The sequence below is a fragment of the Sphingomonas sp. OV641 genome, assembly GCF_900109205.1.
Classification (GTDB): domain Bacteria; phylum Pseudomonadota; class Alphaproteobacteria; order Sphingomonadales; family Sphingomonadaceae; genus Sphingomonas.
This window is the reverse complement of record NZ_FNZB01000004.1, coordinates 1-23106: the sequence shown is the minus strand read 5'-3', so window position 1 is coordinate 23106 and position 23106 is coordinate 1. Positions and strand designations below refer to the sequence as shown.

At 68.8% G+C, this 23106-nt stretch carries 18 protein-coding genes; 14 read left to right on the top strand and 4 right to left on the bottom strand.

Annotation, left to right across the window (positions count from 1 at the left end; all coding sequences use genetic code 11):
• The first annotated feature begins 163 nt into the window (after positions 1–163).
• Complete coding sequence (locus tag BMX36_RS16090) at positions 164–2371, top strand: TonB-dependent receptor (protein ID WP_093067520.1); 2208 nt, start codon at positions 164–166, stop codon at positions 2369–2371.
• Positions 2372–2412: 41 nt separating this feature from the next.
• Entirely contained in the window at positions 2413–4041 is a 1629-nt protein-coding gene (locus tag BMX36_RS16085) for a PepSY-associated TM helix domain-containing protein (protein ID WP_218142190.1), read from the top strand.
• Here BMX36_RS16085 and BMX36_RS16080 read toward each other — a convergent pair.
• A complete protein-coding gene (locus tag BMX36_RS16080) occupies positions 4014–5060 on the bottom strand; it encodes an amidohydrolase family protein (protein ID WP_066781344.1) in 1047 nt (348 codons plus the stop codon). The genes BMX36_RS16085 and BMX36_RS16080 overlap by 28 nt on opposite strands.
• Before the next feature lie 191 nt (positions 5061–5251).
• Here BMX36_RS16080 and BMX36_RS16075 point away from each other — a divergent pair, with 191 nt between their 5' ends.
• Positions 5252–6691: an NAD-dependent succinate-semialdehyde dehydrogenase gene (locus tag BMX36_RS16075; protein ID WP_093067074.1), complete on the top strand. Its 1440-nt coding sequence runs from the start codon at positions 5252–5254 to the stop codon at positions 6689–6691.
• A gap of 1136 nt (positions 6692–7827) precedes the next feature.
• On the top strand, positions 7828–9879 hold the full coding sequence (locus BMX36_RS16070) for a M13 family metallopeptidase (protein ID WP_093067072.1): 2052 nt from the start codon (positions 7828–7830) through the stop codon (positions 9877–9879).
• Positions 9880–9918: 39 nt separating this feature from the next.
• On the opposite strand, the gene BMX36_RS16065 is transcribed toward BMX36_RS16070, so the two are convergent.
• Together BMX36_RS16065 and BMX36_RS16060 are read right to left on the bottom strand one after the other, a co-directional pair.
• Positions 9919–11517, bottom strand: coding sequence for an ABC-F family ATP-binding cassette domain-containing protein (locus tag BMX36_RS16065; RefSeq protein WP_093067070.1), 1599 nt, complete (start codon positions 11515–11517; stop codon positions 9919–9921).
• 230 nt (positions 11518–11747) lie between these two features.
• Positions 11748–12356 carry a hypothetical protein gene (locus tag BMX36_RS16060; protein ID WP_093067517.1) on the bottom strand — a complete coding sequence of 203 codons (609 nt, stop codon included), beginning with the start codon at positions 12354–12356 and terminating at the stop codon, positions 11748–11750.
• Between the two features lie 334 nt (positions 12357–12690).
• Between BMX36_RS16060 and BMX36_RS16055 the strand changes: the two genes are divergently transcribed.
• From BMX36_RS16055 to BMX36_RS16015, 10 genes are all read left to right on the top strand, one after another.
• Positions 12691–13692, top strand: coding sequence for an NAD(P)H-dependent flavin oxidoreductase (locus BMX36_RS16055; RefSeq protein ID WP_093067068.1), 1002 nt, complete (start codon positions 12691–12693; stop codon positions 13690–13692).
• 575 nt (positions 13693–14267) lie between these two features.
• Entirely contained in the window at positions 14268–16541 is a 2274-nt protein-coding gene (locus BMX36_RS16050; RefSeq protein ID WP_093067066.1) for a TonB-dependent siderophore receptor, read from the top strand.
• 2 nt (positions 16542–16543) lie between these two features.
• Positions 16544–17419, top strand: a complete 876-nt coding sequence (locus BMX36_RS16045) for an alpha/beta hydrolase (protein WP_093067064.1) — start codon at positions 16544–16546, stop codon at positions 17417–17419.
• Positions 17419–17691: a hypothetical protein gene (locus BMX36_RS16040; protein WP_156455330.1), complete on the top strand. Its 273-nt coding sequence runs from the start codon at positions 17419–17421 to the stop codon at positions 17689–17691. The genes BMX36_RS16045 and BMX36_RS16040 overlap by 1 nt, the downstream gene beginning before the upstream one ends.
• Positions 17688–18002 carry a hypothetical protein gene (locus tag BMX36_RS16035; protein WP_066775906.1) on the top strand — a complete coding sequence of 105 codons (315 nt, stop codon included), beginning with the start codon at positions 17688–17690 and terminating at the stop codon, positions 18000–18002. The genes BMX36_RS16040 and BMX36_RS16035 overlap by 4 nt, the downstream gene beginning before the upstream one ends.
• A gap of 4 nt (positions 18003–18006) precedes the next feature.
• On the top strand, positions 18007–19653 hold the full coding sequence (locus BMX36_RS16030; protein WP_093067062.1) for a PepSY-associated TM helix domain-containing protein: 1647 nt from the start codon (positions 18007–18009) through the stop codon (positions 19651–19653).
• A gap of 440 nt (positions 19654–20093) precedes the next feature.
• On the top strand, positions 20094–20798 hold the full coding sequence (locus BMX36_RS22395; protein ID WP_371262922.1) for an MOSC domain-containing protein: 705 nt from the start codon (positions 20094–20096) through the stop codon (positions 20796–20798).
• 229 nt (positions 20799–21027) lie between these two features.
• Positions 21028–21624: a hypothetical protein gene (locus BMX36_RS21370; protein ID WP_143058594.1), complete on the top strand. Its 597-nt coding sequence runs from the start codon at positions 21028–21030 to the stop codon at positions 21622–21624.
• A 179-nt stretch (positions 21625–21803) separates the two neighbouring features.
• Positions 21804–22163, top strand: a complete 360-nt coding sequence (locus tag BMX36_RS16020) for a DUF4019 domain-containing protein (RefSeq protein ID WP_218142189.1) — start codon at positions 21804–21806, stop codon at positions 22161–22163.
• Positions 22164–22418: 255 nt separating this feature from the next.
• Positions 22419–22820, top strand: a complete 402-nt coding sequence (locus tag BMX36_RS16015) for a hypothetical protein (RefSeq protein ID WP_218142188.1) — start codon at positions 22419–22421, stop codon at positions 22818–22820.
• Between the two features lie 43 nt (positions 22821–22863).
• On the opposite strand, the gene BMX36_RS16010 is transcribed toward BMX36_RS16015, so the two are convergent.
• On the bottom strand, positions 22864–23106 hold a 243-nt coding region (locus BMX36_RS16010), incomplete at its 5' end, for an acyl-CoA dehydrogenase family protein (protein ID WP_256210850.1).

Here is a 23106-nt window from a genome sequence, read left to right as displayed (position 1 = left end):
GATGACGATTGTGCGGGGTGATCGACGGGCCGGTTAAGGGCGCTCGCGGGGCGGTGTTTCGCGCGATCTGGATCGGACTTTCATCGTTCGCGTGCCTTGTGGCGCGTCCATGAACTGCGGCTCGCGGGCGCCTGACGCGGCGGGCCGGTCAGAGGTAGTATCCATGTTCCGTTTTCATCTGCTGGCCGGCGCGGCGGCGTCATGCCTGCTGCCCGCCGTTTCCCTTGCCGCGACGCCGGTGGAGGGGGAGCAGGCCGATCCCGCCATCATCGTCACCGGGCAGCGCGATCCGTTGCGGCTGGAGGAGCGGCCGCAGGCGGCGAGCCGGCTGGGGCTGACCGTTCGCGAAACCCCGGCCAGCGTCGAGGTGCTGACGCAGGACGATCTTCAGGTGCAGGGCCTGCGCACCGCGCGCGAGACGTTCAACCAGGTGGTGGGCGCGATCTCGGGCAACGTGCCGGGCAATCCGGCGGTCGTTTCCCTGCGCGGCTTTGCCGGCAACACCGTGTCGATCCTGCAGGACGGGGTGCGCGTCTCCACCTCCACGGTGGTGCAGCGGGACAGCAACAACTGGCATTACGAGCGGGTGGAGGTGCTGAAGGGCCCGGCGTCCGTGCTGTACGGCGAGGGCGCGCTGGCGGGCGTGATCAACAAGGTGACGCGCAAGCCGGTGCTGGGCGAGCGGCGGCTGGATACATTGCTGTCGATCGGCAGCTTCGACACAGTGACGGCGGCGGGCGGCGTCAACCTGCCGGTTTCCGACACGCTCGCGGTGCGCGCGGACGCGAGCTACCAGCGATCCGACAGCCTGTATGACGTGGAGAATAACGACACGTTTTCCGCCGGGCTGACGGCGAGCGCGCTGTGGCGGCCGAGCGATCGCGTCTCGCTGCTGATCGCGGTGGACCATTTCGAGGATAGCTATGACGCGACCTATCAGGGCCTGCCGCTGATCCCCGGCCAATATGCGCTGGACCCGAGCGATGCGGTCACGAGCGAGGCGGGGCTGGTGGCCGATCGCGCGCTGCGGCGGCGCAACTATAATCCGCAGGGCGCCTATTCGAGCGCGGACGAGACGACGATCCGGTCGCGGCTGGACTGGGCGGCGGGCGGCGGCTGGTCGCTGGCGCTGGACCTGACCGCCTATACCGCGGACCGCGCCTTCCTGCTGGCCGACAGCCAGAGCTTCGTCGCGCCGGACGCGACCTTTCCCCACGGCAGCTTTCGGCAAAGCTATCAGGATTTCCGCCACGATCACCAATTCTGGAATGCGCGCGGGGCGGCGACGAACAACGGCGTGATCGCGGGGATGCGCAACCGCTTCACGATTGGCGTGGAGCATAACCAGACCGATTTCGTCAGCCTGCGCCAACAGGCGCCAACATCGGTGCTGCCAGCGGTGGACGTGCGTGATCCGGCGGTGGTGCTGCTGCCGACCGGCACGGCGATCTTCACCAGCGGCAATGTGACGTTCGACTCCCGGCTGCGCCAGACATCGGTGTTCGCCGAGGATGCGCTGAACCTGACGCCCAAATGGCTGCTGGTGGGGGGCGTGCGCTGGGATCACATCGCGTTGACCCGCGAGACGATCCAGAACGTGACGGGCTCCGTCGATCGCAACAGCCCGACATTCGACCCGCTATCGTGGCGCGCGGGAACGAGCTGGGACGCGGCCCCCGGCCTGACGCTTTACGCGCAATATACCACCGCGGTGTCGCCGGTATCCTCGATCCTGCTCGCCTCGGTCGCCAACAGCCGCTTTCGGCTGACCAAGGGTCGGGCCTATGAGGCGGGGTTCAAGGCGAGCGGCTGGGGCGGGCGCGCCAGCGTGACGGGCGCGGCCTATCGCATCGAGCAGCGCGACATATTGACGCGCGATCCCGCCAACCCGTCGCTGACGGTGCAGGGCGGGCGGCAATCCTCGCAAGGCGTGGAACTGTCCGCCGTGGTCAATCCGGTAAAGGCGCTGCGCCTGTCGGCCGGGTTTTCCTACACCGATGCGCAATATGACGAATTGTCGGAGCTGATCGGCGGCGTGCGCATCGACCGCGCCGGCAATCGCCCGATCAACGTGCCGGAAACGACGCTGACTGCGTCCGCGCTTTACACCATCGCCGGCAAGGTGACGCTGGGCGGGTTCCTGCGCCATGCCGGGGCCTTTTACACCGACACGGCGAACAGCATCCGCGTGGCGGGGCATGAGGTGCTGGACGCCAGCATCTCGATGCCGGTCACGGCGAACGCGACGCTTGCGCTGCGCGGGCGCAACCTGACCGATGCCTTTTACGGCGAATATTCGGGCTATCCGGCGACCAACATCTATATCGGCGCGCCGCGATCGTTCGAGCTGTCGCTGGCGGCGCGGTTTTGAGGGCGGTGGCAACGCTTCTTTCCGGGGCGGAGGCGCCGGACGTGGCGCCACGCCCGGCGGGATCACGGATGCGGCTGGCGGTGCGGCGGGTGCATCTGTGGCTGGGGCTGACGCTGGGGCTGCTGTTCGCGGTGATCGGCGCGACCGGCTCGGCGCTGGTGTTCTACACCGCGATCGATGCGGCGCTTCATCCGGTGGTGGGGGCGGGGGCGCGCGCTTTGCGCGGCGGGGTGCCGGCGCGTGACGTGGCCGGCTTGCCTCGCCTTTCCGGCGGTGGCGGGGGTGCAGATGGGAAGGCGGTGGGAATTGCCGCGGCGCCTGCCAGCGAGGTCTCCCAACTGGGCCCCGGCCCTCGCCGGGGTGGCGTTGAGGAGGGGGCGGGGTTGCGGGCTCTGCGTGGCGGGTTGTTGGAGCGTGACGTGGCCGGCTTGCCTCGCCTCGCCGGCGGAGGCCGGGGTCCAGATGGGATAGCGGTGGGAACTGCCGTGGCGCGTGCCAGCGAGGTCTCGCGACTGGGCCCCGGCCTTCGCCGGGGTGGTGTTAAGGAGGGGGCGGGGGTGCGTGCTTTGCGCGGCGGGGTGCCGGCGCGTGACGTGGCCGGCTTGACGCGTCTCCCCGGCGAAGGCCGGGGTCCAGGTGGGATAGCGGTGGGAACTGGCGTCGCGTCCGCCAGCGAGGTCTCCCAACTGGGCCCCGGCCTTCGCCGGGGTTGGGCCGCAGAGGGGTTGGGGGAGCGGCTGGATCGTGCCTTTGCAACTGGCAGCGCGCGCTTTCGTCACCCGGGCGGGAAATGGACGTTCGAGGTGACCGGCGGGGGCGGCGCGATCCCGGCGCGTTATTATCCCGCCGCCATGCCGGGGCACCATGCCGAGCGGCTGATGGTGTGGTTTTCGCCCGACGGCGGGCGCATCGTGCGCGTCGAGCGGTGGGGCGGCTATCTGATGAGCTGGATCTACCAGCTGCATATGGAGCTGCTGGCGGGCGAGGCTGGGCTTCAGATCGTCGGCTGGTCGGGCGTCGTCATGCTGGTGCTGCTGGTGTCGGGCGTGGTCGCCTGGTGGCCGCGTGGCAGCTGGCGCAAGGCGCTGGCGTTCAAGCGCGATGCCGCGCCGATCCGCCGCTTGCGCGACCTGCACAAGTTGAGCGGCGTGGGGAGCGCGCTGCTGCTTGTCGTGCTGGTGGTGACGGGCGTGCTGCTGGCGCTGCCGAACGTGATGCAGGCGCTGCTCGCACCGGGCAAGCCTGCGGTGCCGGCATCGGCGGAGGTGCCGGCGGGCGCGCGGCCGGTTTCGATCGTGCAGGCGCTGGACGCGGCGCAGCGCGCGCTGCCGGATGGGCGACTGGTGTTCGTCGACATGCCGATCGGCGGCAGCGCGCCGATCCGCGCGCGCTATCAGGTGCCCGGCGATCCACATGCGCGCTTCCCGGCAAGCTATGTGTATCTCGATCAGGTGACGGGCCGGGTGCTGGGCGTGCATGACGCGCGGCGCGGCGGGGTGGGCGCGCAGGTCAATCTGTGGGTACGCGCGCTGCATGACGGCACGGTGGGCGGCATGGCGACGCGCGTGCTGGCGCTGCTGATGGGGCTGATGCCGGCGGTGCTGTTCGTGACGGGGCTGATGCACTGGTTGCGACGCCGGCGTCAGGCGAGGAGATGCTCCACCTTGTAGAAGCGCGCGGCGGCGCCGGCGAAGAGGTCGCGCTTCTCGTCCGCGCTGGCGCCCCTGGCGACCAGTTTGAAGGCGTTCCACAAGGTGGCGTAATCGGCGCCCCAGCGATCCACCGGAAAGTTGCTTTCGAACATCGCGCGCGCCGGGCCGAAGGCGGCGATGCAGGTTTCGACATAGGGGCGGAAGAGGTCCGCAAGGCGGGCGGCGGTGGTGCGATGATCGGGTCCAAGCTCCCCCAGCGCGCAGAAGGGCATGGCGAGGCCGCCCAGCTTCACCGTGACATTGGGGCAGGTGGCGAGATCCCCGATCGCCGCCCGCCACGCGGCGAAGCGATCGTCGTGGCGGCCGGCGTAGCTGCCCAGGCCCAGCGGCGTGCCGACGTGATCGAGCACGATCGGCTGATCGGGGAAGGCGCGGGCGAGCGCGGTGACCTCGCCGATCTGCGGCTCCACCACCCAGGCATCGAAGGTGAGGCCGCGAGGCCCAAGTTCGGCGAAGCCCTGGCGAAAGCGCGGATCGGCATAAAGGTTCGCCGGGGCGTGGCCGAGCGGGCCCAGCACCTCCGGATCGGGATCATGCGCGCCGATGTGGCGGATGCCGCGAAAGCGCCCGTTGCCGGCGGCGATCTCCGCATCGAGCACCGCGCCGACGCCTTCGCCCAGGGTGAGATCCGCCTGGCCGACGATCCCGGCGCAGGCGCGGAACGGTCCATAGACGCCGCTGGCGGATTGCGCCGCGACGCCGTTCACGAATTCCACCTCGCCCACCGGCTTCAGCTCGGCCGGGCCATCGGCGCGGTAAAAGGCGCCGCACTGGAGAAAGACGGTGCCGACCACATTGTGGCCCGCGCCGCGGCAGTCGGCGAGCAGCTCGTCGAACAGATAGCGCGGGCTCTGACGCGTGATGCGGCCGAAGGGATGGGCGATTTCCGGCATGCGCGGCAGCGCCGGGGTGAAATCCCACAGGTGATGATGCGGATCGATGATCGGCAGATCGGGTTCGAGAATCTCTTCGGTCATGGCGTCATCCCCTCGCGCGCGGCGCGGGCTGCCTTCGCGGGCGCCGCTGCCGTTGCGGGGCATCTTGTCGCGCGCCGGGGCGTGGCGCAACCGCGCTTGCGGGGGGAAGGGGGGTACATTCCGGCGGGCGTGGTCGCTATCTGGGGCGCGACGACGCGCCGCCCACCGGCTCGCCTTCCCATGGAGAAAGCATGACCTACCCCGATACGCAGCTATTCATCCAGGGCCGCTGGCAGGACGCGGCCGACGGCCGCTCGCTTGCCGTGCAGAACCCGGCGACCGGGGCGGAGATCGGCCGGGTCGCCCATGCCGGCATCGCCGATCTCGACGCGGCGCTGGCGGCGGCGCAGCACGGCTTCGAGGTGTGGCGCGATTATACCCCCGCCGCGCGCAGCACGATCATGCGCAAGGCCGCCGCCCTGATGCGCGAGCGTGCGGGCGACATTGCCGCGCTGCTGACGCAGGAACAGGGCAAGCCGCTGGTGGAAGCCAAGGGCGAGGCGATGGCCGCCGCGGACATCATCGAATGGTTCGCGGAGGAAGGCTTTCGCGTGTACGGCCGGATCGTCCCGCACCGCACGAACCTGTCGATCCGGCAGATGGTGGTGAAGGACCCGGTAGGCCCGGTCGCCGCCTTCACGCCGTGGAACTTCCCGATCAACCAGATCGTGCGCAAGATCGGCGCGGGCCTTGCCGCCGGCTGCTCCATGATCGTCAAGGCGCCGGAGGAAACCCCCGCCAGCCCCGCCGCGCTGATCCGCGCATTCCAGGATGCCGGCCTGCCGGAAGGCGTGCTTGGCCTCGTCTTCGGCGAGCCGGCGCAGATTTCGGAATATCTGATCGCCAGCCCGATCATCCGCAAGATCACCTTCACCGGATCGACGCCGGTCGGCAAGCTGCTCGCCGGGCTCGCCGGCAAGCAGATGAAGCGCGTGTCGATGGAGCTGGGCGGCCATGCGCCAGTCATCATCTGCGAGGATGCGGACCTCGACCTCGCGGTGAAGAGCGTCGGCCGCGCCAAGTTCCGCAACGCCGGGCAGGTGTGCATCTCGCCCACGCGCTTCCTGGTCCACAACAGCGTGAAGCGCGACTTCGCCGAGGCGATGGCGGCGCTGGCCAAGGGGATCAAGGTGGGCAACGGGCTGGAGGAAGGCACCGAAATGGGCCCGCTCGCCAACCCGCGCCGGCTCGCCGCCATGGCCGAATTCCAGGAGGATGCCGTGGCGAAGGGCGCCACCGTACTGACGGGCGGCGCGCGCATCGGCGATGCCGGCAACTACTGGGCGCCGACCGTGCTCGCCGACGTGCCGCTGGAGGCGAAGCTGTTCAACGAGGAGCCGTTCGGCCCGGTCGCGGGAATTCGCGGCTATGACGATCTGAACGAGGCGATCGCGGAGGCGAACCGCCTGTCCTACGGCCTCGCCGGCTATGCCTTCACCCGCTCGCTGGCGAATGCGGACCTGCTCGCGCGGCGGGTGGAAGTGGGCATGTTGTGGGTCAACACGCCCGCAGCGGGCACCGCGGAGCTGCCGTTCGGCGGGATCAAGGATTCGGGCTATGGCACCGAGGGCGGGCCGGAGGCGCTGGACGCGTATCTCAACACCCGCGCGGTGGTGATCAACAACGCCTGATGACGGGGCGGGCGGGGGGTGTCCCTTGCTGTGCCTTGGCGGAGGCGGGGGGCGGATGGGGAGGCGGTCGTAATAGCCGCTGCGCCTGCCGCCTCTTGTTCCGTAACTGGGCCCCGGCCTTCGCCGGGGTGGGTTTGGGGGGGGCGTTGATCCGTTCCTTTGCGCGATCGTGCCGTCATGCCGGGATGTTTTGGGAGCCAGGGGGGCGCGGACCTTCCGGCGTCTTTCCCCGGCGGAGGCCGGGGTCCAGTTGGGAAGGTGGCGGTGATGGCCGCTGCGCCTGCTGTCTCGTGTTCCGTAACTGGACCCCGGCCTTCGCCGGGGAACGGTCTGCGGGTTGGTGATCTGGCTCTCGCACGATCGCGCCGTCATGCCGGGCTTGTTCCGACAGTCAGGGGGGCGCGGACTCTCCGGCGTTGCGTTTGCGGAACCTTGGATCCCGGCGCGGGGCCGGGATGACGTGGTTTTCTGGGGCGAGCGGAGGGGGGCGGTCCCTTGTCAGCTGTTGTGCCCCGGCGGAGGCCGGGGCCTAGTTGGGAAGGCGGTAGTGATGGCCGTTGCGCCTGCTGTCTCGTGTTCCGTGACTGGACCCCGGCCTTCGCCGGGGAACGGTCTGCGGGTTGGTGATCTGCGCTCTCGCACGATCGCGCCGTGATGCCGGGCTTGTTCCGGCAGTCAGGGGGCGCGCGGACTTTCCGGCGTTGCGTTTGCGGAACCTTGGATCCCGGCGCGGGGCCGGGATGACGTGGTTTTCTGGGGCGAGCGGAGGGGGGTGGTCCCTTGCCAGGTGTTGTGCCCCGGCGGAGGCCGGGGCCCAGTTGGGAAGGCGGTCGTAATAGCCGCCGTGCCTGCCACTTCTCGTTCCGTAACTGGGCGCCGGCCTTCGCCGGGGCGGGGTTTGTGATTGATGTCGTGCCCTGGCCGAGGACGGTTTCCAGTTGGGGACGCGGTGGTGATCGCCGTTGCGCCTGCTGTCTCTTGTTCCGTGACCCGGCCCCGACCTTCGCCGAAGGTGGTTATCATCGCGCGATCCCGCGTGCGCCCGGGCGGGTCGTAAAGAATGTTACCATGTTGGCCTTGGCGTGTGCTTCGCGCTACACCGGTGGGCGAACGTCCGAAAAGAATTGGGAATTTCCATGCTGACCCTGTTTCGTAACGGCGCCTTGCTCGCCTCCGTCTCGCTGGTAGCGGCCTGCGCCAATGTCGAGCGGCCCGTGGCGGGCGCGGTGGCTGCGCAGCCGAAGGCGGATGCGCCGAAGATCGGCACCTTTGGCTTTGACGTGGCGGGGATGGACCGGTCGATCGCGCCGGGGACCGATTTCTACGGCCATGCCAATGGCACCTGGGCGGCGACCACGCCGATCCCGGCGGACAAGTCCAACTATGGCATGTTCACCCTGCTGGAGGATCTGTCGACCGAGCGGACGCGCGGCTTGCTGGACGAGGCGCGGACGAAGGGCGATTCCAAGATCGGCACGGCTTATGCCACCTATCTCGACCAGGCGGCGATCGACGCCAAGGGGCTGGCGCCGATCCAACCGTGGCTGGGCAGGATCAAGGCGCTGAACGGCAAGGCGGGCTATGCCGCGCTGCTGGCCGAGGCGGACCGGATGGGGATTGCGATCCCGCTGCGCAGCTATGTCGGGCAGGACGACAAGTCGCCGGAAACGTATGTCGTGCGGATCGGCCAGGGCGGGCTGGGGATGCCGGACCGCGATTATTACCTGTCGACCGACGCCAAGCTGGCCGAGACGCTCGCCGCTTACCTGACGCATCTGACGCGGATGCTGACGCTGGCGGGCGAGGCCAATGCCGCCGCGCGGGCGAAGGCGATCCTTGATCTCGAGACCGGCATCGCCAAGGCGCACTGGACGCGGATCGACAGCCGCAACCGCGACAAGACCTATAACAAGATGACGGTGGCGGAACTGGCGCGCATGGCGCCGGGGCTGGACTATGCCGCCTATCTCGCCGGGATCGGCGCGCCGGTGAGCGAACTGCTGGTGGCGCAGCCGACCGCCATCGCGGGCGAGGCGCGGCTGATCGCCGCCGCGCCGATCGGGGTGCTGCGCGACCAGCTGATCGTGCGCAGCCTGGAAGGCTATGCCGATGTGCTGCCGGCCGCGATCGACCAGGCGGTGTTCGCGTTCGAGGGCACCGTTCTGTCCGGCACGCCCGAGCAGGAGCTGCGCTGGAAGCGCGCGGTGGACTTCACCAGCGAGGCGCTGTCGGACGAGGTGAGCCAGGTCTATGTCGCGCGCTATTTCCCGCCCGAGGCCAAGGCGGGGGCGGACGCGCTGGTCCGCAACGTGATCGCGGCGATGGACCGGCGGATCGACCAGCTCGACTGGATGGCGCCCGAGACCAAGGTGAAGGCGCATGCGAAGCTCGCCGCCTTTACCCCCAAGATCGGCTACCCGGACCGCTGGCGCGACTATGCCAACCTCCAGATCGTGTCCGGCGACGCCTTCGGCAACAAGGTGCGCGCGGCGAACTGGGCGCATGAGTGGAACGTCGGCCATCTCGGCAAGCCGCTGCAGCGCTGGGAATGGGGCATGACGCCGATGACGGTGAACGCTTATGCCAATTTCGGCATGGTCGAGATCGTCTTCCCGGCCGCCATCCTGCAGCCGCCGTTCTTCGACCCCAATGCCGATGCGGCGGTGAATTACGGCGGGATCGGCGCGGTGATCGGCCATGAGCTGAGCCATCATTTCGACGACCAGGGCGCGAAATATAATGCCGAAGGGCGGCTGACCGACTGGTGGACGCCGGCCGATGTGGCCGCGTTCAAGAAGCGGACGGATGCGCTGGTGGCGCAATATGACGCTTATGAGCCGCTGCCGGGCATGAAGGTGAAGGGCGCGCTGACGCTGGGCGAGAATGTCGCCGATCTGGCCGGGCTGACCGTGGCGCATGATGCCTATATGGCCTCGCTGAACGGCAAGGCGGCGCCGGTGATCGATGGCTTCACCGCCGACCAGCGCTTCTACCTCGGCTGGGCGCAGGTGTGGCGGCGCAATTACCGCGAGGCGAACCTGCGCCAGCGGCTGCTGACCGACCCGCATTCGCCCTCGCAGCAGCGCGCCGGGATCGTGCGCAACCTGGACCCCTGGTATCCTGCGTTCACGCCGGACGAGAAGGCGCCGCTGTACCTGGCGCCGGAGCAGCGCGTGCGCATCTGGTGATCGGGCTGGCCGGGCGGGCCGGGCGGGCCGGCGCGCGCGTCACCCGGCCGACGCGCGGGGCATGGCGGCGAGATCCACGGTGCGTTGGATGCCGATCGCGCCGAGAAACGCGGGGTCGTGGCTGACGACGAGCAGCGCGCCGTCAAAGGCGCGAAGGGCCTGTTCCAGCACCTCCATGGCGGCGAGGTCGAGGTGATTGCTCGGCTCGTCCAGCATCAGCAGCCATGGTGGCCGCACGCCGGACAGCGCCGCCGCGAGCCCGGCGCGCAGCCGCTCCCCGCCGGATAACGTGCCGACCAGCCGCTGCGCATCGCGCCCGCGAAAGGCGAAGCGGGCACAGGCGGCGTGCGCTTCCTCCGCGTCCAGACCGGGGTGGAGCCGGCGCATGTTGGCGAGGATCGTGTCGTCATCGGCCAACAAGGCGACATGCTGGTCGAGCAGGGCGATCCGCTCGCCGCGCCGCCGCACGCTGCCGCCGGCGGGGGCGAGCGATCCGGCGGCGAGCCGCAGCAGGGTGGATTTGCCCGCGCCGTTCGGCCCGGCGACGGCCACCCGCTCCGGCCCGTGGATCGCCAGCGTCCAGGAGCCGAAGCGGCGGCCGCCGAGATCGACCGTCGCATCGGTGAGCGCCAGCACCTCCGCCTGGGACGGCAGCCCGCTGGGCGGCAGATCGATGGTGAGCGGGGTCAGCACCTCCACCTGCGCGCGGGCGGCGTCGCGCTGGCGCATGGCCTCGTCGATCTGCCGCGCCGCCAGCCGGCGCCCCTCGCCGGCGCTGTTCTGCGCACGCTCGGCACGCGCGCCGAGCAGGATCTTCGGCTCCGACCCCTTTGCGGCAAAGGCGCGGCCGGCCTTGTCGCGGCGATCCCTGGCCTCGCGCGCGGCCTGCGCGGCCTGGCGCGTGGCGTGAAGCGCCGCCTCGCTGCGATCCCGCTCCGCAGCGGCGCGGGCGAGCTCCGCCGCGCGGATCGCGGCAAAGGCGGACCAGCCGCCGGTGACGATGCGGATGCCGACCGGGCTCAGCTCGACGATCCGGTCCATGCCCTCCAGCAACTGCCGGTCATGGCTGGCGACCAGCACGCCGCCGCGCCAGCCGGCGACGAGGCGCGCGATCGCGGCACGGCCGGCGGCGTCGAGATTGTTGGTCGGCTCATCGAGCAGCAGGAGATCCGGGCGGGCGATCGCCAGCCGCGCGATGCCGATGCGCGTGCGCTCCCCGCCCGACAGGGTGGCGATGCGGCGGTCGAGATCGATCCCGGCCAGCCCGACATCGGCGAGCGCGGCGTCAATGGCGGCGGCGAGCGGCCAGTCGGCGGCGTCGAAATCCGCCGCGCTGCCCGCCCCCGCCTCGATCCGCCGCAGCACCGCGAGCGGCGCGGCGACGCCCAGCGCCTCGGCCAGCCTCTGCTCGCCGGGCCAGTGCTGGACGAGCATGGCGCAGGTGCCGGCGCGATGCATGGTGCCGGCGCGCGGCGCCGCCTCGCCCGACGCGATGCTGAGCAGGGTCGATTTGCCGCAACCGTTGCGCCCGACCAGGCCGATGCGCTCGGCCCCGACCGACAGGGTGAGGCCGTGAAAGAGCGCGCGCCCGTCAGGCGCGGCGGCGGCGAGATCCGAAAAGGTGAGAAAGCTGGACATGGGCACCGGAACAGAAGCGAGGAGCAGGGCGGGTGGCGCTGATCATCGGCTTGTTCACGGGCGTGGCTCCTGTGCAGGTGAGCGGCGGATATAGCGGCCACGCGCGGCGGGCGCCAGCGGGGGCGGCGGGCGGAGGGTGACGGTCCGTTCGTCCTGACCTGCGCAGGAGAGTCGTTGCCAGCGCAGTTCGACAGGCCCGGACGAACGGATCGGTTGCAGGCGCCGCAGCGCTAGCGGGACACCAGCATCGGGGCGGCGACGGGCGCGGCGACTGGGGCGGTGATTGGGGCGGCGTAGGTCAGGGCGAAGGGCACGTCTTCCTCGATGAAGCCGCGCAGCATGGTGCCGGCGGGCATGTCCGCGCTCTTGCCGGTCATGAAGAAGCCGGCGGGCGCGAAGACCACGGCGGAGACGGCCACCGCGCCGGCGGTGCCCGACCCGCCCTTGCTGTCGAACGTGCCCGACAGGCGGATGGTGCGGCCGTTGGCGTTGACGCTGAGTACGCGGCCGACGATGCGGCCCGACTTGCCCCACATGCCCTTGTTGCGCACGTCGGTCAGCTCGCCGATTGCCGGGCTGCCGACGGGGATGATCACCGCGCCGTTGACGGCGACGGCCTCCGCCACCTCCAGCCGGACGCGATCGTTGATGCGCGCGTTCTTTTCCCGCGTGGTGAGCCCTTCGATCAGCCGCAGCGCGACGGGCGTGCCGGCGCGCAGGACATTCGGCGAGGCGGCGGGCATCACCACGGCCTGCGCGGCGGCGCTGGTGGGGGCGCCGGCGAGCAGGGCGGCGGCGGGCGGCAGAAGCATGGCGGCGGCGGCGAGCAGCGTTTTCATCGCGTCATTCCCCTTGTTCAACGGCGGGCAGGTGGCGGCTTATTCGATGGCGCCGTTGTAGCGGACGGGCTGGCGCAGCCGGACCGCGCCGCGACGGGGGCGACCGGATTGCGCCGGGCGCGCCTGCGTCGCGCGAGCGGACCGCCCGGTCGCGCGGCGGGCGCTTTTGCCTTGCGCGCCGGCGATCTTCGGCTGCCCCTTATGCTCTCGATGCGAAGGAGGTGAGGTTGGGCGGCGGCAAGGCGAACCTGTCTTGCCTGCGGGGCCGGAGCCTGCGACGCCTTTCAATCGGCAGGACGGCCCCGGTGGAGGGCGCGCGCAGGAGAGGATGGCCATGGCTTTCAAGACGCGGATCACCGACATGCTCGGCATCGAGCATCCAATCGTGCAGGGCGGGATGCAGCAGGTGGGCCGCGCGCCGCTCGCCGCCGCCGTCTCCAACGCGGGCGGGTTCGGCATCCTGACCGGGCTGACCCAGCCGACGCCGGCGGCGCTCAGCGAGGAGATCGAACGCTGCCGCGCGATGACGTCCAAGCCGTTCGGCGTGAACATGACGGTGTTTCCGACGATCAACGCGCCGGACTACAAGGCCTATGCCCAGGCGATCATCGATGCCGGGATCGAGGCGGTGGAAACCGCCGGCACGCCCGCCGTCGCCGAATTGTGGGAGATGTTTCGCGCGCACGGCATCCGCATCCTGCACAAATGCACCTCCGTGCGCCACGCGCTGTCGGCCGAGCGCAAGGGCGTGGACGCGATCTCGATCGACGGTTTCGAATGCGCCGGCCATCCGGGCGAGGACGACATCCCGGGCCTGATCCTGATCCCCGCCGCGGCCGACGAGGTGAAGATCCCGCTGATCGCCAGCGGCGGCATCGCCGACGGCCGGGGCATGGTCGCCGCGCTGGCGCTGGGCGCGGACGGCGTGAACATGGGCACCCGCTTCTGCGCGACGGAAGAAGCGCCGATCCACCCGCGCGTGAAACAGGCCTATGTCGACAATGACGAGCGCGGCACCAACCTGATCTTTCGCAAGTTCCACAACACCGCGCGCGTGGGCAAAAGCGCCGTGTCGGACGAAGTGGTGCGGATCTCCGCGCAGCCGGAATCGACCTTTGCCGACATCCAGCATCTGGTGGCGGGCGCCAAGGGGCAGATCGTGATCGAACAGGGCGATCTGGACGCGGGCATTTACTGGGCGTCGATGGCGCAGGGGCTGATCCACGACATTCCCACCGTCGCGGCGCTGATCGAACGGATGGTGGCCGAGGCGGAGGCGATCGTGGCGCAGCGCTTGCCGGCGATGGTGAGCGAGCGCGCGGCGCGCGCGGCGTGAGGGGTGGCGGTTGAGGGTGGCTGAGCGGTGGCTCACGAGCTGAGTCATCCGGCCTCGTGGCGGGGCCGGTGTTCCGCGGATCCGACGGTTTGGGGTTTGCAGCGCGCTGGATGCCGGGACGAGCCCGGCATGACGGGGGAAGGTTGGTTTAGGGCAGGCCCTGGGGCGCGCCGGGTTGGGGCGCACTCACCGGGCTGTCGTATGCGGCGCCTTGGATGCCGGGGCAGGCCCGGCATGACGGGGGAGGGCGGCTAAGCGGTTCGTGGACGTTTTGCGGTGGCTCACGCGCTGTGTCATCCCGGCCTTGTGCCGGGATCCAGTGTTCCGCGGATCCGACGGTTTGGGGTTTGTGGCACCCTGGATGCCGGGACGAGCCCGGCATGACGGGGGAGGGTTGTTTAGGCTGGCCTTGAGGGCTTTCATTGGCGCTTTCCCAACTGGGCCCCGGCCTTCGCCGGGGAGGCGTTGCCGAGCGCGGGAAAGATTGTGCCGGGAAGGACCCGAACGGTTGCTGAACGAGCTTGCTATTGCAACCTGCTAGCAATAAGGCCGCGCCTAAAGGGTGGGGTTTGACGATGAAATCGAGTGCGGTTGTTCTTCTGGCGTCCGTGGCGATCTGGCCGGCGGTGGCGGTGGCGCAGGGGGCGCCCGGGTCGGCGCAGCAGCGCGAGACGGAGGAAGCGGCGACGCCCGGTGTGCAGAGTGGCGACATCATCGTCACCGCGACCGGCCAGTCGACCGCCAGTTCCTCCACCAAGACCGACACGCCGATCATCGAATCGCCGCAAACCATTTCCGTCATCAGCCGCGACGAGATCGACCTGCGCGCCTCGCCGACCATTGCCGATGCGCTGAGCTATACCGCCGGCGTGCAGGCGGAGGCGTTCGGGCTCGACAGCCGGGTCGACGAAGTGTCGGTGCGCGGCTTTGGCGCGGGCGGGTTTTCGTCCAATAACAATTTCGTCGACGGGCTTCGCCTGCCCACCGGCGGGCAGTGGACGCGCCCCGGCTTCGACACGTTCGCGCTTCAGCAGATCGAGGTGCTGAAGGGCCCGTCCGGCGCGCTTTACGGCCAGTCTGCCCCCGGCGGCATCGTCAACATCGTGACCAAGCGGCCCAGCTTCACCCCGCATGGCGAGGTGCTGCTGCAGGGCTGGGGCGTCACCGACCTGGAAAAATGGACCTATCAGGGCGCGGCGGACGTGACCGGGCCGCTCAGCGACACGCTAGCCGCGCGCGTGGTGGCGCTCGCCCGCTATGGCGAGACGCAGGTCGATGACGTGAAGATCGGGCGGCAATATATCTCGCCCAGCATCACCTGGCGCCCGAGCGACAACACCACATGGACGCTGCTGGGCCAGCACCAGCGCGACGAGGGCGGCGCGACCTTCCAGTTCCTGCCGCGCATCGGCACCCTGGTATCGGCGAACGGCGGCTATATCGACCAGGACGCGAACATCGGCGAGCCGGGCTGGAACACGTTCGACCGCAACCAGTATCTCGCCGCCAGCTTCTTCGAGCAGCGTTTCGGCGACGGGCGCTTCGCGCTGCGCAACAACACGCGCTACACACGGCTGGAAACGCTGTACCGCGTGGTGGTGCTGTCCGGCGACACGCTGACGGCCTGCCCGGCGAACATCCGCGGCTGTATCCCCAACCAGACGATCAACCGGCGCGCCGTGCAGGGCGTGGGCGAATCCGACGGCTGGGCGACCGACACGCAGCTGGAGGCGCGGGTGAACACCGGGCCGGCCGAGCATGTGCTGCTGGGCGGATTCGATTACTTCCACACCGAATGGGAGCATTATCGCGACCTGGTGAACGGCGCGCTGGTGCTGCCGGTGCTGGACATCCTGAACCCGGTGTCGCGCGGCAGCGCCGGCTTCGAGGCGGCCCTGTCGCCGCAGATCTATACCGAAACGGTCAGCTCGCAGAAGGGCGTGTACCTGCAGGACCAGATTTCCTGGGGCGACCTGCGCGTCACGTTGGGCGGGCGGTACGACTGGGCGGAGGACGATACGTTCAACCCGGTCAACAACCGCCGCTACATCAACAAGAACGACAAGTTCACCTGGCGCGCGGGCGCGGTGTATCTGCATCCGTCGGGCCTGGCGCCCTATGTCAGCTATGCCACCAGCTTCCTGCCGCAGGTGAGCGACCCCTCGTCCAGCCTGAACGGCGAGCCTTTCGTGCCCACCACCGGGCAGCAATGGGAAGGCGGCATCCGCTATCAGGGCGGGCGCGGCATCTATGTGACGCTGGGCGGATATCAGATCACGCAGCAGAATATCGTCACGCCCGATCCGAATGGCACGCTATGCGGCACCAGCACCTGCCAGGTGCAGACGGGCGAGGGGCGCATCCGCGGCGTGGAGCTGGAGGCGAAGGCGAACCTGCCCTGGGGCATGGCGGTGATCGCCGCCGGATCGCGCCAGTGGAGCGAGATCACCGAAAGCAACGCGACCTATACCGTGCCGGGCGTGTCCGGCCCGCTGCAGCAGGAGGGCAATGACCTGGCGCAGGTGCCGTCATGGCTCGCCTCGCTGTTCGTCGACCAGCGGATCCGGTCCGGCGGGCTGGCCGGGCTCGGCTTCGGCGGCGGCGTGCGCTACACCGGCAAGAGCTGGGGCGAGACCAACAACACGCTGCGCATCCCCGATTACACGCTGTTCGACCTGTTCGTCCGCTACGACCTGGGCGTCGCCAATCCGGAGCTGTCGGGCGTCACCATGTCGGTCAACGCGCGCAACATCGCCGACAAGCGCTTTGTCGCGACCTGCACCGCGACATCGGCCTGCTATTACGGCCAGGGCCGCAGCGTGATCGCGCGGCTGCAATATCGGTGGTGAGCATGACGCGTCACGCCCTGCTGGCGACGCTGGCGGCCGCGATGATGGCGGCGGCGATGATCGCGGTGCCGGGGGCGGCGCACGCGGGAGGCTCGCCGGGCGGGGCGGATCGGCCGGGTGGGGCGGATCGGCCGGGCGGGATTGGGGCGGCACCTTATACGCTGCCCAACAGCGCCGTTCTGGAGGTGCGCAGCGCGGCGGGTGAGCAATATCGCGTGACGGTGGCCTGGCCGGAAGGCGAGCCGCCGGCGGCGGGCTGGCCGGTGCTGTACGTGCTGGACGGCGAGGACAATTTCGCGATCGCCGCGGTGACGGCACGGCGGCTGGCGCGCGCGGGGGTCCGCAGCGGCGTGGATGCCGGGCTGGTGGTCGGCATCGACGCCGGGCCGCTGCCGCGCCGCGTGCGCGACTATACGCCGGCGACGCCGGGCTGGACGATCCCGCAGGGCCAGCCGGCCGCCGGGCTGGCGACGGGCGGCGGCGAGGCGTTTCTTGATATGGTCGCGCAGCGGATCCAGCCGCTGGTGGCGGCGCGCTGGCGGGTCGATCCGGCGCGCCAGACCATGATGGGGCATAGTTTCGGCGGGCTGCTGGCGCTGCACGCGGCGCTGACGCGGCCGGCGATGTTCGGCGCCGTGGTGGCGGTGAGCCCCTCCACCTGGTTCGGCGACGGGCTGCTCCAGCGCGAGGCCGAAGCCGCGCCGGCGCGCGTGCGCGCGCTGATCGCGGAAGGCGAGCGGGGCGAGGGTGCGGCGGCGCTGGCGGCGCGCATGGCGCAGGCCCGTTTCCTGCCGCTGCCGGGGCAGACGCATGGCGGCACGATGCTGGCGGGGATGGCGCCGGCGGTCTCCTTCGCCTTTGGCCGGGTGGCGCCATGATGCCGGGCTGGATCGCCGCGATCGCCATTATCGCGGGGGCGACCGCGCTCTATGTCGCCGCGCCGCATCAGGCGCTGCTCGCCGGCCATGTCGTGCGCCGGCGCGTGTGGGCGTGGGGCGGGGCGGCGCTGCTCGCGCTGGCGCTCGTCCTGCTGCTCTGCGTGCAGGGGCCGGCGACGGCGGTGTTCACCTGGGCGACGGGCGCGATGCTGGTGTGGAGCGTGGTGCCGGTCGCCGCGCGCTGGTGGCGCTTCCGGGGAGAGGCGGCATGAGCAAGGACGGCGCCAGCAAGGATGGGGCGCTGACCAGCCGCGACTGGTTCGGCAAGGTATCGGCGGCGACCGTGCTTGGGTTCACGCTGGCGATCGCGCTGACGTGCAGCTTCGCCGCGATCTTTTCCGAAGGCGACGGCTATTTCACGGCGCAGGGGCAGCTTGCCATGTGGCTGGTCTCGCCGATCTGGTGCACGCTGCTGGGCCTGTGCTTCTTCTTCCGCAGCGGCGCGCGCGCCTGGGGCTGGCTGGCGCTCGCCAACCTCGCCGCCTGGGCGCTCTACGCCGCCATTCGCCTGGCTGGGGGCTGACACCATGCGCACCGACGTCATCAAGACCTACAAGGACGTGCACAGCTGGGTCGGCATCATCGCCGGCCTGGCGCTGTTCATCGCCTTCTACGCCGGCGCGATCACCATGTTCGAGGAGCCGCTCAACCGCTGGGCCTCGGCGTCGGCGAGGATCGCCGCGCCCGTCCCGCTGGAGCGCACGCCCGAGCTGGTCGACAAGGTGCTGCGCGCCCATCCCGAGGCGCGCGCCGCTTATACCGTGCATCTCGAGCCGGGGCCGGACATGCCCGCGCGGGTCAGCTGGACCACCGGCAACCGGCGCAATCCCGGCCCGACCTATCTGGCCGCGCTCGCCCCCGACGGCACGCTTCAGGTGGTGGAGCAGCAGGCATCGCCGGTGGCGCAGCTGATCGACGTGCTGCACCAGCAGGTCGGCCTGCCCTTCGATCACGAGATTTCCATGCCGATCATGGGCGTGATCTCGCTGCTCTATGCGGTGGCGATCATCTCGGGCTTGATCGTGCTGCTGCCGAGCCTGGTGAAGGACCTGTTCGCGCTGCGTTTCGGCAAGAATCTGAAGCGGATGTGGCTGGATCTTCACAATGTTCTGGGGCTGTTCAGCCTGCCGTTTCACATCATCATGGCAGTGACGGCGGTGATCTTCGCCTTTCACGACCAGATCTATGCGGTGCAGGGCGCGGTGCAGCAGATCGGCGCGCCGGCGATGGAGCGGCGCGGGGCCCCGCCGGGCGGGCCGGCCGAGCCGCCGGCCCTCGCCGAGGTGACGGGCACGCTGCCGCCGGCCGAGCTCCAGCGCCGACTCGCGGGCACGCTGCCCGGCTTCAAGCTGCGCACCATCAGCTTCGAATATAACGCCAAGGAAGGGCCGCACGGCCATATCGCCGGCATCGACCCGCGCTACGGCGCGCGCGCGCCGACCTATGGCATGGGGGAAATCGACACGCGCACGGGCGCGATCCTGGAGGCGGATTACCTGCCCGGGCGGCAGGACGGCTGGTTCGCCACCGTCACATCCTTCTTCACGCTTCATTTCGGCAGCTTCGGCGGGGCGCCGGTGCGCTGGGCCTATTTCTTCCTGGGGCTGGCGGGCGCATTCCTGTTCTACACGGGCAACCTGCTGTGGATCGAGAGCCGCCGCCGCAAGGAGCGCAAGGCGGGCGCGGTGGAACAGACCCGCGCGACGCGGGTGCTGGGCGCGCTGACGGTGGGCGTGCCGCTGGGCTGCGTCGCCGGCATCTCGCTGACCATCGCGGCGGCGAAGTGGCTGCCTGCGGGAACGGGCGCGCTGGAGACGTGGCATAGCGCGATCTATTATGCCGTGTTCCTGGCGGCGGTCGGCTGGGCGCTGGTGCGCGGCGCGGCGCGGAGCGGGGCGGAGCTGTTGTGGCTATCCGCCGCGGCGACCGCGCTGGTGCCGATCACCACGTTGGCGAGTGTCGCCACGGGCACCGGCTGGAGCCATGACGGCGCGAGCCGGCTGGTCGACCTGGTCGCGGCGATCGGCGCGCTGTTGCTGGCGATCATGGCCCGCGCCACCCACCGCCGCGCCGCCGGCGGACCGCGCGACAGCATCTGGTCCGCGACACCGTCGGCCGCGCCGGCACCGGTGGCCGCGAGTGCAACGGCTGGCGCGCGCGTGTCGGTGCGGTAGGGGGAAGGCGTCTGGTTACGCCCATTTCCGGACGTTGAGGCCGCCAGTACCGCTCGGATTATGAAGCGAAAGCCCCTCGCACCTGCTCTGTTGGTGCTGGCATTCTTAACGTTTAGCTGCCGTGGCGAAGCACTACCAAGTAGCTACGCCTCGTCTCTTAGGTTTGATGCTGCTGGGCCAAAATCTCCTGGTGAAGTGGCTGCGTGTTTGGGAAAGCGTTCCGGCGTTGGATTGGCAGTGGCCAACCGTGTCCATGGGCGGCGTCGGTCATTTCTCAGCTTGTTTGTTCGAGGAGGACGCCTTGATCCGAGCAAGCCACTGGTGAACGAGGTTCGGTTCCTGACAGTGATCCTCACGCCAAAAGGCGCCGGCACCCGCGCACGCCTGTATCTTCGATCGTCTTACCGGCTTCGATCGAAAGACCGTGCGATCTTTTTTCGATGCTTAGGACAGGGATGATTGCGCTTATCAGCCAACGTCCGCTTTCCACCCGTTCCGGCCGTCCGCGATCGTGCCAGTGCCTCCCGAAGGCGGTCGGGCGGAAAGCGCCCATTTGCGGACGTAAGCTGCGGCCCTTAGAAGAGTTCGCAGAGGGGCATATGTCGAACGGTCGGGTAGTGTCGGTTGCTTGCGACGGAGCTCATCGGTTCTCGAAGCGGGCTGTCCCGACTATCGAGGTCGCGGCCGGTCTCGGCGTGAAAGGTGACGCGCATGAGGGGGTGATGGTCAAGCATCGCTCCCGGGTTGCGGTTGATCCAAGCCAACCTAACCTTCGACAGGTTCACCTTATCCATGCTGAGCTGTTCGAAGAGCTTGCATTGAAGGGCTTCAGCGTTGGCCCCGCTGATCTCGGCGAGAACATAACGACCTGCGGCATCGATTTGCTCACGCTTCCAAGGCATACATTGATACTCATTGGTCATGATGTGAGGTTGGAAGTCACCGGGTTGAGGAACCCGTGCGCCCAGATAGAGCGCTTCAAATCGGGCTTGCTCGCCGCCGTGCTCGACCGTGGACCGAACAACGAGTTGATCCGCAAGGCTGGGATTATGAGCATCGTTAAGGGCGGCGGCGTGGTTCGTCCGGGCGACCAGATCCATATCGAAATGCCCCCGCAACCACATTTCCCTCTGGAGCGTGTCTGAGGTCTGCTCCCCACCCCGTTTCGGTCGTTCGTGATCGTGCCATCGGCTTCCGAAAGCAGCCGTTCAGTTCCGCTAATTACTCAGTCGAAAGTGGCCATTTGCTGATCCTGTAACGAAGGGCAGAAAACGAGCCTTGCAGATGCCGAGTTGCAATACAGCATTGTAGAAAGCATTCTGACGATGCGAGCGGAGGTCGAGAACGGTTATGGGGGTATTTCGATCTGTATTCATGTTGGCCGTGATATCAACGGCAATCGGCGGGTCCGCGGCCGCACAGTTATTTGCGCTACCAAACCCCGAACAGTTCGCACTGACGGAAGATCAGATACGCGCACGCCTGCTTGGCACGCCATGCACCGAAGCGGACGAGGGGCGTGGCTGCTTTCGGTATGATGGGCGCCTAGAACGGGAGCTTCCGTGTGCCTTTCATAACGACGATGGTGAAGTTGAATTCCTGCCTACTGACCAATGCTACAAAATGGAGCCGGCACAGCTTTATCGAGGCGTGTGGATCGATGAATTCGAGGACCAGCAATTCGTGCCGGAAGGCACTCAGACTCCTGAATGGCCGCGAACGGCTGTCCGTTCCAAGGGCTGGAGAGAGCAATTCGAGCGGGCTCGGCTCAAAAGTATCTGGATCAACACCAGCCGCGTTAACTTCGGCGCGAAGTGGCAGCGGCGGCGCGGAAGACGAATTATCGAATTTGTCGGCCGGAAAACAAAATTTGCCGGAGACCATGGCCACTTGGGAATGTCTGGGCACGAGATAATAGTCGACCGCGTCATCTCACTGAAGGAGTGTCCGGAAACAGGCGTTTGCGCCTGAAAAGCATCCGTTCCGCTTTTCACCCCTATCCGGCTACTTGGAGGAGCGCTCCAATTCCGCTTAACTGGTTATTCGTCAGCGGAGGAAACCTGATCATGTCACTCTTGATTGCAGCGACTATCCTTGCGGCGGCCTTTCAGGGGGACGCGACGTCTGGCGCGCGGGACTCGGGATCACGTGTGACGAGCGGCGACGCGTCGGCCTCGCTAAGCCAGGATGCGGCCCGCGCTTGGCTGCGCTTGTTGGACAAGGCAGATTGGGACGCGAGCTGGCGTGCGGCCGCAGGCGTTTTCCAATCGCAGATTACAGCGGCGCAATGGGCTTCGACGGTTCAAGCCGTCAGAGGACCGCTCGGCGCGGCATCATCGCGTGTCTTCCAGAATGTGACAAGCACCAGCGCACTCCCGGGCGTGCCGGCCGGGGATTACGAGATCATTCAATACCGAACCGATTTCGCCAGCAAAGCCGGCGCGATCGAGACCATCACGCTCGCGCGTGACGGCGATGGCTGGAAAGTGGCGGGATACTTCATCAAGTAGAATACTACCGGCCTGCCGACATGAGGCGGGGCGATGGCATCCGGGCCGAACGGGTCTGGGGGCAGGGGGCGTTACTGAATAGCGATCATCTCGCCCGTACGCGGTTGGCCAACTCCCGCTATTGCGAACCACTATCACCTGAGCTAAGAGCATGGCGAGCGTTGCCGGGGCCTTACGGACAGCTTCTCCGGCGCGCTCATCCGCATCATCAGCAAGGGCGGCGGCCGGTCGGTTGCGCCCCGTCAGGAGCCTGTCGTGCAAGTCGCCATGCCGCTGCGCCCCGTTGACCAGGACCTGTTCCAGACGCGGCTGATCGCGCATTCGATGCGGGTGTGGCGGCGGGCGCATGATCGTGCCCGGCCGCCGCAGCCCGATCTCGCCCGGCTGCTCGCGCGGCATGGCATGGCGATGCTGGCGCCGGTGCTCGACGGCCTGTGCCGCGCGTTCGAACATGCGCTGTGCCGGCCGATCCGCATCGGCGCCGGGCGGCCCTGTTCGGAAGATGAGCGCACCCTGTCGCAATTGCTGGACGGCGGCCTCCCGCCGCGCTGCCTCGATTGCCCGGCGCCATCGGCAGACCTGCTGCACTGCGCCTTGTGCTCGACCCGGATCATGCTGTCCCTCGCGCTGCCGGCGCGGGGAACGGGGCACGGCTGATCCTCCCGGCATCGCGGGGCGCCGGGCCGAACGAGGGCCACTTCTAGAAAGCGGCAATCCCGGTGATGGCGCGCCCGAGGATCAGCGCGTGGACGTCATGCGCGCCCTCATAGGTGTTCACCGTTTCCAGGTTCATCACGTGGCGCATCACCTGATATTCGCCCGAGATCCCGTTGCCGCCGTGCATGTCACGCGCGACGCGGGCGATGTCGAGCGCCTTGCCGACATTGTTGCGCTTGACGATCGAGACCATCTCCGGCGCGAAGCGGCCCTCGTCCATCAGGCG